Here is an 11462-nt window from a genome sequence, read left to right as displayed (position 1 = left end):
CCATACTACAAAGCCTTTTCATCATTATGAAAAGGCTTTTTTTATACTCAAGGTTTAAAACAAAATGGCTTGACCATCGTAAAATTTACTATGCATGCATATAATATTTTTACAATTTGATTAACTTTCGGTTACAATTCAAAATTTAAAAATGAGCATTTCAATTACGGGAACAGGAAGTTATATTCCTGATTTAAAAATTTCTAACACAGATTTTAATAACCATAATTTTTTAAATTTAGACGGCACCTCCTTCAAACATAACAACGAAGTTATTATAGAAAAGTTCAAAGCTATTACAGGTATTAAAGAAAGGCGATATGCCCCTAAAGAATACACTACTTCTAACCTAGCTTTTTTCGCAGCGGAAAAGGCTATTGAAAATGCCAATTTAGACAAAGAAACACTAGACTATATTATCGTTGCCCATAACTTTGGAGACCTAAAAGACGGCTATATACAAGGAGACACTTTACCAAGTTTAGCTACTAGGGTAAAACATCAATTACAGATTAAAAACCCTAAATGTGTTGCTTACGATTTAATCTTTGGTTGCCCAGGTTGGCTAGAAGGTATGATTCAAGCCAACGCATTTATAAAAAGTGGTATTGCCAATAAATGTTTAGTAATAGGTGCAGAGACATTATCCAGAATTGTAGATGATTATGATCGTGATTCCATGATCTATTCAGATGGTGCAGGCGCTACTATTGTTGAGAGATCGAATGATGGCGGTGAAATTATAGCACACGAGTCGGCAACCTTCGCCAATGGCGAAGCCAACTTTCTTTTCTTTGGAGAAACATATAACAAAGAGGACGAAAAAAAGGCTTACTATATAAAAATGCTTGGAAGAAAAATTTATGAATTTGCCGTTACCAATGTACCCTCTGCCATGGCATCATGCCTAGATAATAGCGGTATTAAAATTGACGAGGTGAAAAAGATATTTATTCACCAAGCAAACGAAAAAATGGATGAAGCCATAGTAAAACGCTTCTATAAAATATATGGTAAAGAAATGCCAGAAGGCATCATGCCAATGAGCATATCAAAGCTAGGCAACAGCTCAGTTGCTACCATACCTACTTTATTTGACCTTGTAAAAGAAGGTAAATTAGAAAATCAGGAAATTAAAAAGGGAGATGTTGTTATCTTTGCTAGTGTTGGCGCCGGAATGAACGTCAATGCAATGGTATACAGAATCTAAACATGTACGAGAACACTTTTCCGAACAAACGCTACAAGCATACATTACAATTTTTACGTAAACATATAAACACCAATGAGTCTATACTAGATTTAGGGGTAGAGAATCCGTTTACCAAAATAATGCAACAAGATGGTTACCAAGTAACCAACACTAGCGGAGAAGATTTAGATATTGATTTTAGCGCCATAACGAATACCGATACCGAGGTAATGACTGCATTTGAAATATTTGAGCATTTATTATCACCGCTACCTCTTTTAACAAATTCAAAATCTAAAAAACTTGTAGCAAGTATTCCATTGAAGCTTTGGTTTTCGCCTGCGTACAGAAGTAAAACCGATAAATGGGATAGACATTATCATGAATTTGAAGATTGGCAGTTTAATTGGTTGTTAGAAAAAGCTGGTTGGGAGATACAAGATTCAATGAAATGGACCAATCCCGTAAAGAAAATAGGCTTTAGACCACTTCTTAGGTTATTTACACCAAGGTATTATATTGTTTACGCCACAAGAAAATAAGGGAACGCATCTAAAATGGGTTACTACATAGTTATTCCTATACATAATGAAGAGGCTTTTTTAAAAAGCACTCTAGAGTCTATCATACAACAAACACTGCTCCCAAAGCATGTTATTCTTGTTAACGACAACTCTACAGACAACACAGAATCTATAATAGATCAATACTGTTCTAAGAGTACTATGTTTAAAAAGTTAAATTCCACTTCTTCTACACAACACATGCCAGGCAGCAAAGTTATAAATGCCTTCAACAAGGGGCTTGAACTATTAGATGACAACTTTGACTTTATCGTAAAACTTGATGCCGATGTAATTTTACCTCCTAATTACTTTGAAGTGATAAGCACTTATTTTAAAACAAATAAAAATTTGGGAATTGCAGGCGGATTTATTTATGAACAAAACAACACAGGTGAATGGGTTTTAAATCACCCAATGGACAAAGACCATGTTAGAGGAGCAATTAAAGCTTATTCTAAAGCTTGTTTTAAAGCGATAGGTGAATTGAAGAACGCAATGGGATGGGATACCGTAGATGAGCTCTTAGCGAGGTTTTATGGCTTTTCTATACATACCGATGCTAAGTTGCACGTTAAGCACTTAAGACCTACCGGAAAAGCATATAACGCCAAAGCTAAAAGATTACAAGGGAAAGCAATGTATACTATGCGTTATGGATTCATAATTACCTGCATTGCTTCCTTGAAAATGGCGATGAAAAACAAATCTATCAGGTCTTTTTGGAACAATATTCTTGGCTACACACAAGCAATACAAAATGATACGGCGTATTTGGTAACAGAAGAAGAAGGAAAATTTATAAGAAACCTTCGCTGGACAAACATTAAAAGAAAAATTAAGGCATAAAAAAAGCCATCTTAACAGATGGCTTTTCTTTTATACTATCAGTCTCTTATTAGAAACCTAATTGTTTTTTAACATCAGCTAAAAGGTCTTTACCTTTAGCAACGATTAAACCACCACCTGCTTGAGCATCGATTACATAATCAAAACCTTGAGCAGCTGCAACTTGTTCTATGGCAGCTTTAGCTTTTTCAGATATAGGAGCGAATAACTCAGCTTGTTTCTTTTGGAATTCTTGTTGAGCTCTTTGTTGAGCCTCACCAATATTCTTCTCGTAACCTTGTAATTCTACTGCTCTTTTTTCGTTCTCCTCTTTAGACTTTGCAGCAGCTTCATTTTGGTATTGCGTGTACTTGTTACGCAATTCTGTCATTGAACCTTCAATATCCGCATTGTAAGTTTCTTGTAATTTCTTAAGTTCTGCTTCTGCAGCTTTCATTTCTGGCATTGCAGATAATAATTGAGTAACATCTATATGAGCTACTTTACTTTGGGCATTTACAAAACTTGTCGTTGCTACGAACAACAATAAGGCTACCACAATTTGTTTTACTTGTTTCATGAGTGTAATTTTAATTCAATTTTGAGTGTTAATGTGCGGTTGTTAAACCTATTTAAATAGTACCGTTATCATCTTTTTCGGTATCGCTATTTTCTTCTTCTTCTTTGTTATCACTTCTTTCTTTCAACTTCTCTTGCCTTTTGGCCTCGCGTTCCTCTAACAACTTCTTTCTTCTTTCTTCGTACGCTTTCTTTCTTTCTTCTCGCAACTTTAATTGTTCAGCCTTTGCATCGGCTGCACTTTTCTCTCTAGTTTCGGCTGCCTGCGCTGCTTTATCCAATCGTTCCTGTAATGCCTCACTTACTACTTCCTCCTCTTCACCTTCAAAATTATCTAATCTACTAAGATCATCTGATTTTTTCTTTGGTTTGCTAATTTTTCTTGTTCTAGCAATACCTCTCAAGACCAAATCACTGATATCGTGTCTTTTTTCTGAATACAACATTACAACATCCGCAGATTTATCAAAAATAAAATCATACTTTTTATTCGTGCCAATTTTCTGAACCTCATTGAACACTTGATCTTGTATAGGCTGTATTAACCTTCTTTTTTGTAATACTAAATCTCCTTGTGGCCCAAAACGATCTTGTTGATATTCGATCATCTCACGTTCCAAAATTTGAATTTCTTCCTCTCTTTCTGCAATAAGCTCTGGAGTTAACAACACTTTCTCCGCCATTAAATCTTTCTTCATCTGCTCTACGACACTTTGCTTTTGCTCAACTTCAATTTTCCAACGCTGTACCTTAGTTTCTAACTGCTCTGTCGCTTCCCTATACTCATCAACATTCTGTAATATGTACTCCATATCCACATATGCCATTCTCACCCCCCTTTGGGCAAAACCCTGAATAGTCATAAAGATGACCGAAACTACTAATAGAACTCTTGTTTTTGTACTCATTGTTAATGTCCTTTAATCCTATAGAAAATATCGTGCCAAAATTACTAAATCTTTTAAAATTAAAGGATTAGCTAGTAGCACGAATATTATAATTCAATGAAAATTAAAACTGTTGACCAATAATGAAGTGAGTTTGCCATCCGCTTGGCCCTTGACCTGCAGACGCTGGATTTAGATCTTCATCGAACCCATAACCAAAATCAATACCCAACAAACCAAATGCTGGCATAAAGATACGCAGCCCCACACCGGCCGATCGTTTTAATTCAAACGGATTAAAGTTCTGAAAATTGTTGAAGGAATTACCACCCTCTAAAAATGCAAGTCCATAAATAGACGCAGAAGGCTTCAATGTTAATGGATATCTTAACTCTAATGAGAATTTATTATAAATTAATGCACCGTCTACGGACCCATCGTCAGAATAAGGAGTAATCGCTTGTTCATCATAACCTCTAAGCTGAACTACATCTCTACCATCTAGGGTAAAGTTACCTAAACCATCACCACCTACATAGAACCTTTCAAAAGGCACATCACCAACCGCACTATTATAGTTTCCTAAAAAGCCAAATTCAGCATTACTGCGAAGTACTAATTTATCGACCAAAGTAGTATACCAATCACCTTTAAATTTCACTTTATAATACTCTAACCATCTAAAGCGCTCTTGATCGATTTCTTCAAGCTCAGCCTGTTCTAATGCTGTTCTGTTTACAGAGGCAATTTCTTCAATTTCGTCAGAACGGTCTTGCAAAGCTCTATAATCCTTATTACTAAACAAAGACCAAGGAGGAGTAAATTTTGCAGACATTTCAAATGTTGACCCTGACATAGGGAATATTCTACTTGGCCCCTGTGAACTTCTAGAGATACCAAAAGTGTAAGCTAATGAATTCGCTTTACCGTCACCAAAATTAAATAGACCAATATTATAGTTTCTAAAGTCATATAATTGGTAACTAAGTGAGTGAGATATTGTAAAGAAATCATCTGGCCATTGTACACGTTTTGCCAAACCAGCGGTTATTCCTGTTATAGAGAATTGTTGATCTTTATCAATATCGATATCACCACTACTATCATAAGAAGCTGCAAACTGCTGCGTTCTAGACATACTTAAATTAAAACGTACCGGTTTTTTACCACCTAACCATGGCTCTGCAAAGTTTAAGCTATAAACCCTGTAAGTTTGACTTGCCTGTAAACGTAATGCAAAAGTTTGACCGTCACCCATTGGTACAGGCTTGTACTTTTCACCATTAAATAAATTCTTAATAGAGAAGTTACTAAACGATAGCCCTAAAGTACCTATGAAGCCACCGCCACCATAACCACCTTGCAGTTCTATTTGGCTAGAACCAGACTCAACCAAGTTCCAAGCTAAATCCACCGTACCCTCATTAGGGTTAGCGTTCAATACATCTGGTGTAATTTGTTCCGCATCAAAAAAGCCAAGTTGACCTAATTCACGAATAGTTCTAATGATATCTGCCTTGTTGTATTTCTGACCAGGTCTTGTTCGTAGTTCACGATAGATTACATGATCATTTGTTTTATCATTACCCGAAACAGTAACGTGATCTAAGAAAGTCTCTTTACCTTCTATAATTCTAATTTCAAAATCAATAGTGTCATTAGCAGCAGACATTTCTACCGGATTAATAGTAGAAAACAAGTACCCGTTGTTTTGATACAAACTTGTTACATCACTTGGGTCTGGTTTAGAGTTATCGGCAATTCTTTCACGCAACAAAACACCATTATAAGTGTCGCCTTTTTGAATACCTAAAACACGATTTAATTGTCGGTCTGTATACACCGTATTACCTACGAAGTCTATATCACCAAAATAGTACTTATCTCCTTCTTCTACTTTTATCTTTAAATCAATATTATTCTCATCGACCTTTATAATAGAATTTGACAATACGCGTGCATCACGGTATCCATTTTCCGCAAATTTATCTACCAAAAGACCAAGATCTTCTTCATAATCTTCTTGAATATATTTCGATTTTTTCCAGAAACGACCAAACTTTTTCTTCTTAGTATTTTTTAAAGCTTTACGTAGTTTCTTGTCAGCTAATTGCTCATTACCTTCAAAGATGATATCACGTATTTTTACTTTATCACCCTTTTTAACGTTCACTACCATATACTGCGTGTTGTTATCTGTAGTATCCTTGGAAGTAGCTATATTGACCTCGGCATTTAAATAACCTTGCTTTTTGTATTTATTAGTAATGTAGTTTTTAGAATTGGAAATTAGACTCTCAGTAATCTTCTTTCCTTTTTTAAGGTCAGTATCCTTGATAAGGCTTTCAATTTTACCTTTTTTAACACCATAAAACTTAACATTGGTCAATGTTGGTCGTTCAATAATGTTCAATTCTAAAAAAACGGTGTTCTCCTCTATATTAGTAATAAAGATATCTATTTTACTAAAAAGTTCTAGACCCCATAATTTTTTAATGACTTCACTTATTTGCTCTCCAGGTAAAGTAATAGGTTGACCTACTCTTAAACCAGTATAAGTTTTTACAGTTTGCTCATTATAACTTTGCAGTCCCGTAACATCTAAACCTCCTAAAATATAGCTTTTACCATCCTCATAGGAAGCATCCTGTGCGGCGGCAATAAAGGTGATTAAAAATAAAAAGGTAGTTAAAAAGTGGTTCAATGATATGAACCTGGTCATATCTTTAAGTGAGTTGTTCGCTTGTTTTTCCAAATCTTCGTTCTCTGTTCTGGTAGTTTTTTATGGCCTCAACTAAATGATGCTCTCTAAAATCAGGCCAATATACATCAATAAAATATAACTCTGCGTATGCTATTTGCCATAATAAAAAATTACTGATACGATGTTCTCCACTAGTACGAATCAATAAGTCTACATCTGGCAAATCATGCGTGTAAAGATGGCTATTTATAATTTCTTGGTCAATGTTTTCAATTGAAATTATATTATTTTTAACTTTGGTACTTATCTGTTTTACCATAGATTGCAGCTCTTCACGAGCACCATAGCTCAAAGCTAAAGTTAACGTCATGCCTGTGTTTTGCTTTGTTTGATCCATAACTTCAACTAGCTCTTTGTAAGCTTTTGAAGGCAATGCATCTATATTACCTATGGTATTTAAACGTACATTATTTTTGTTAAAAGTTTTAAGTTCTTTCTTTAAAGAAGACACTAATAAGCGCATAAGTGTCTGCACTTCTATCTTAGGTCTATTCCAATTTTCTGTAGAAAACGTATATAATGTTAGGTATTCAACTTTTAATTGAACACATTGCTCAACAACAATTCTAACAGTTTTTACACCGTGTTCGTGACCAAAAACTCTTAGTTTACCGCGTTCCTTTGCCCATCTACCATTACCATCCATAATAATAGCAAGGTGCTTTGGAACATTCAGTTTATCAATATCGTTTATATCACTCATCTTAAAAATTACTCAAAACAATCCATACAAGGCTTTCTTCCAAAAGTATAAGTTAAAGTTAGACCGGAAAATACATACCAGTCATCGCTAAAAATATTACCGAATTGGAATTCTTCAAAGTTAGAACCTTCAGGGTTACTACCATCTAAGTTATCTGTAAAAGTATACCGAGCACCTATTTCGCCTCCAAAAATAAGAAACTGATTGATACGATACTTAAAACCAACAGTCATTGGCACCGCAAAACTTCCTTCTTTTTGATTAATATCTTGTAAAATACCTCCATTAAAATACTGATAATCATACCTAAAATAGGTAAGACCTGTATATAAATAGGGTGTAAATGCCGGACCAAGTTTGTGTAAATTATATTCTACGAAGTTAAATTCTAAGCCCACGGAGCCTTCTAAAATTGAATTATCCACTACATAACCTCTTTGCTGTCTAGCCGTAGAACTAGACTTACTATCGTCTGCAGTGAATTTGCCATAAGTTAAACTACCACGCCATGCATATCTTTTACTTATATTCCATTTGAACAGTCCGCCAAAAGCAATATTAGAAGGCAAAAGATAATCCGTTCTACCAACATCGCTAATTGTATTGGCACCACCAGCAAAAATACCCACCTCATAAGTCTGCGCCTGCAAACCTAACAATGAAAAAAGCAATACTAATAACGTTATGTAACGCATAAAATAGATTTTACAATTATTGCAGATATAATATTCAAAACAGAGAATGCAATAATTTTTATGTTCTCAAAAGATAAACAGCGATTAAGGACAATTATTGTTCAAAAGTTGGCTCAATTTCGCCTATCCTCGCCCCAAAGAAGCTTATTTCTTAAGGTCTTTAAAAAACTTTCTGAAGTGTATTCTATCATTTTAACAGTAAATGGCGCTTTACTAATAGCAATCTCCTGACCGTTTTCCAATGATGCTATTCTAGAATCTAAAGAAACCAAATGGTTATCTTCTCTGCCTGACACCTTTAATCTAATTATGGTATCATCTGAAATTACCAAAGGTCTTGCATTTAAGTTATGAGGAGCAATTGGGGTCAACACCAAAGATTTAGCGGTAGGCACAATTACAGGACCTCCACAACTTAAGGAGTATCCGGTAGAACCTGTTGGGGTAGAAATAATTAATCCGTCTGCCCAATAAGAAGTCAAATACTCATCATTTAAATATGTCTCTACCGTAATCATAGAAGTAGTATCTTTTCTACTTACGGTAATTTCATTCAATGCAAAATTCAAGTCTCCAAATTCTACATCTAATTCTTTTGTATTCAATTGCACCAAACTACGCTCTACAACAGTATATGCACCTTGCTTAAATTCTTGAACCACTTTTCTAACATCTTCTTTCTTAAAGGTAGAAAGAAAACCTAACCTACCTGTATTAACGCCTACTATTGGAATACCTAAATCTTTCACAAAAGTTGTTGCTCGCAAAATAGTACCATCACCACCAAAACTAACGAACATATCAAAAGAGGCATTCAAACCTTCTTCTATAGTAAAAATTGGAAAGGTGTGATTATTGCCTTTGGCTCGGTATAATTCGTAAAAATCTTTTTCAATATGAACTTCTGCAGAAACAGTCTGCAACTCATCTAACAGTTCAATGAGGTATTCAATAGCATTATCTTGATAAGTTTGACCGTAAACAGCTACTTTCATATTATACATTAAGATATTTATCTAAGTAATCTGATCTGTTCTTTAAGTCTTCTAAGAATTCATCATCACTATTACCAAATATAATATGGTAATTGTAACGTCTAAAAGTTTGTACCACCTTATTGTAGTTATTGGCGGTAATTTTTAAAGTCACCTGAATAACATCATTCTGGGTATCGGTTATAAAACCACCAAAAAGTTTTGCATTGTTACTTTCAACTATCTGTGCGATTTCACTAAAAGAATAATCTTTCACGCCTTTCGCGACCACTAAAATACTACCTGGATCGGTAAAAAACGGCGTATCAATAAATTCAGCAACAACATCTGTTAAACAATAGTAACCATTTACTTCTTCCTTTTCATCAAGAACCGGAATAAGATTAGCTTCATTCCTAGCAAAAACCTCTAAAACATCTAGCCAATTGGTATCTCTACGAGCAAAAAAACTTTGTAGTTCATATCTAAACTCCTCAATTTTAGAATCCGGAAGCAACACATCTGCATCTATCTCAGAGAAAAGTCCAAGAAACTTACCTTCTTCCAAAATAGCAACATGGGAGTACGTAGTGTCATGAAAAAACTCTAAGACTTTTTCAGCAGTATCCTTGATATCGAATACTGGTAAGTTTGTAATGATATGTTCTTGAATATTCATAGACCTTTATATAACGCAAAATAACAATTAATAATATCAAAAGGCGTGCCTTATTTGTATTTTTGATGCTCTTAAAAGGTAAATAAGACATAATGACAAAACTTAGCGTTAACGTAAACAAAATTGCAACTCTTAGAAATGCCCGTGGTGGCAATGTTCCAGATTTACTTAAGGTTTCTAAAGACTTAGAAGCTTTTGGGGCACAAGGAATCACAATTCATCCTAGACCAGACGAACGTCATATTAGATACCAAGACGCCAGAGATTTAAAAAATACGGTCACCACAGAATTTAATATTGAAGGCAATCCGGTTCCAAAATTCATTGAATTGGTTCTAGAAGTGAAACCAGAACAAGTAACACTTGTACCAGACTCTGTAGATGCCATTACCTCTAACGCCGGTTGGGATACGATTACAAATAAAGATTTTTTAACCGATGTCATTAAAACCTTTAAAGCTGCCGGTATTCGTACTTCAATCTTTGTCGACCCAGACCCAAAAATGATAGACGGCGCAAAAGCTATAGGTACTGATAGGATAGAATTATACACAGAAAGTTACGCTACCGACTACGAGAAAAATAAAGAAGAAGCTATAAAACCATTCATTGAGACCGCAAAACGTGCAAACGAATTAGGCATAGGTATCAATGCCGGTCATGACCTTAGTTTAGATAACATTGAATATTTCGCTAAAAATATTCCTAACTTACTAGAAGTATCTATTGGCCATGCGCTTATAAGTGAAGCATTATACTTAGGCTTTGATAATGTAGTAAACATGTATTTACATAGATTAAAATGAAACAAATATTACATTCTGTAATTTTAGGAGAAGGTAAACCATTGTGTATTTTACACGGATTTTTAGGGATGCTGGATAATTGGAAAACGTTAGGCACATTATATGCTGAAAACGGATTCCGCGTTCACTTAATTGACCAAAGAAATCATGGCAAAAGTTTTCATTCGCCAGATTTCAATTATGATATACTTGCCGATGATTTTCTAAATTATCTAGACGCTCATGACATAGAAGATACCGCTTTAATTGGTCATTCAATGGGTGGTAAAACCGCCATGCAATTTGCATGCACCTACCCTGAACGAGTTAATAGATTAATTGTAGCAGACATAGCCCCAAAATACTATCCACCACATCATCAAGAGATCATTAATGGGTTAAACGCTGTAGATACCACGAATTTAAAATCCAGAAAAGATGCTGATGAACAATTAAAAAAACATCTTTCTAATCCGGGCATTCGGCAATTTCTATTAAAAAACCTTCATAGAAATGAAGACAAAAAGTTATGCTTTAAATTTAATTTAGAAGTACTGAGCAATAAAATGGAAGAAATTGGCGACAACATCAATAACACAGATAGTTTTGATGGCTACACCCTATTTCTTAAAGGCGACAAATCTGAATATGTAACCAACAATGACCTTGAAGTTATACACCTTCATTTTCCTAAAGCTACAGTAGAAACTATTGACAATGCCGGTCATTGGCTACATGCCGAAAACCCTACTCAATTCTTTGAAAAATCACTTCGTTTTTTAAATAAAGATTAATCGTATTTATAATTTAAAA

The 11462-nt window shown here is 34.6% G+C and carries 12 protein-coding genes; 5 read left to right on the top strand and 7 right to left on the bottom strand.

The features are described from left to right. Window positions 1-151: 151 nt before the first annotated feature. From ABJI11_RS17120 to ABJI11_RS17110, 3 genes are read left to right on the top strand one after another with little or no spacing between them, the layout of a single operon-like run. The gene (locus tag ABJI11_RS17120) at window positions 152-1210 is read left to right on the top strand and encodes a ketoacyl-ACP synthase III (RefSeq protein ID WP_348354989.1); all 1059 of its coding nucleotides are present in this window, start codon (window positions 152-154) and stop codon (window positions 1208-1210) included. Between the two features lie 2 nt (window positions 1211-1212). Beyond that, a complete protein-coding gene (locus tag ABJI11_RS17115; protein WP_348354986.1) occupies window positions 1213-1734 on the top strand; it encodes a methyltransferase in 522 nt (173 codons plus the stop codon). 15 nt (window positions 1735-1749) lie between these two features. Next, the gene (locus tag ABJI11_RS17110) at window positions 1750-2604 is read left to right on the top strand and encodes a glycosyltransferase family 2 protein (RefSeq protein WP_348354983.1); all 855 of its coding nucleotides are present in this window, start codon (window positions 1750-1752) and stop codon (window positions 2602-2604) included. Between the two features lie 49 nt (window positions 2605-2653). On the opposite strand, the gene ABJI11_RS17105 is transcribed toward ABJI11_RS17110, so the two are convergent. The 7 genes from ABJI11_RS17105 to ABJI11_RS17075 form a co-directional block, all read right to left on the bottom strand. Further along, entirely contained in the window at window positions 2654-3163 is a 510-nt protein-coding gene (locus ABJI11_RS17105; RefSeq protein WP_036152017.1) for an OmpH family outer membrane protein, read from the bottom strand. A gap of 52 nt (window positions 3164-3215) precedes the next feature. Next, window positions 3216-4070, bottom strand: a complete 855-nt coding sequence (locus tag ABJI11_RS17100; RefSeq protein ID WP_348354980.1) for an OmpH family outer membrane protein — start codon at window positions 4068-4070, stop codon at window positions 3216-3218. A 103-nt stretch (window positions 4071-4173) separates the two neighbouring features. Next, complete coding sequence (locus tag ABJI11_RS17095; protein WP_348355045.1) at window positions 4174-6771, bottom strand: POTRA domain-containing protein; 2598 nt, start codon at window positions 6769-6771, stop codon at window positions 4174-4176. Between the two features lie 4 nt (window positions 6772-6775). Continuing rightward, on the bottom strand, window positions 6776-7516 hold the full coding sequence (locus ABJI11_RS17090; protein WP_348354977.1) for an isoprenyl transferase: 741 nt from the start codon (window positions 7514-7516) through the stop codon (window positions 6776-6778). Window positions 7517-7524: 8 nt separating this feature from the next. Continuing rightward, on the bottom strand, window positions 7525-8211 hold the full coding sequence (locus tag ABJI11_RS17085) for a DUF6089 family protein (RefSeq protein WP_348354974.1): 687 nt from the start codon (window positions 8209-8211) through the stop codon (window positions 7525-7527). A 113-nt stretch (window positions 8212-8324) separates the two neighbouring features. Next, window positions 8325-9206 carry an NAD kinase gene (locus ABJI11_RS17080; protein WP_348354972.1) on the bottom strand — a complete coding sequence of 294 codons (882 nt, stop codon included), beginning with the start codon at window positions 9204-9206 and terminating at the stop codon, window positions 8325-8327. A gap of 1 nt (window position 9207) precedes the next feature. After that, a complete protein-coding gene (locus ABJI11_RS17075; RefSeq protein ID WP_348354969.1) occupies window positions 9208-9864 on the bottom strand; it encodes a CBS domain-containing protein in 657 nt (218 codons plus the stop codon). 92 nt (window positions 9865-9956) lie between these two features. Between ABJI11_RS17075 and ABJI11_RS17070 the strand changes: the two genes are divergently transcribed. After that, complete coding sequence (locus ABJI11_RS17070; RefSeq protein ID WP_348354966.1) at window positions 9957-10670, top strand: pyridoxine 5'-phosphate synthase; 714 nt, start codon at window positions 9957-9959, stop codon at window positions 10668-10670. Then, window positions 10667-11443 (top strand): alpha/beta fold hydrolase, encoded by a 777-nt coding sequence (locus ABJI11_RS17065; RefSeq protein ID WP_348354963.1) that lies wholly within the window; start codon window positions 10667-10669, stop codon window positions 11441-11443. Before ABJI11_RS17070 ends, ABJI11_RS17065 begins: the two co-directional genes overlap by 4 nt. Window positions 11444-11462: the final 19 nt, after the last annotated feature.

This window comes from Maribacter sp., from assembly GCF_039968975.1.
In the GTDB taxonomy this organism is placed as follows: Bacteria; Bacteroidota; Bacteroidia; order Flavobacteriales; family Flavobacteriaceae; genus Maribacter.
This window is presented reverse-complemented; position numbering and strand designations above follow the sequence as displayed.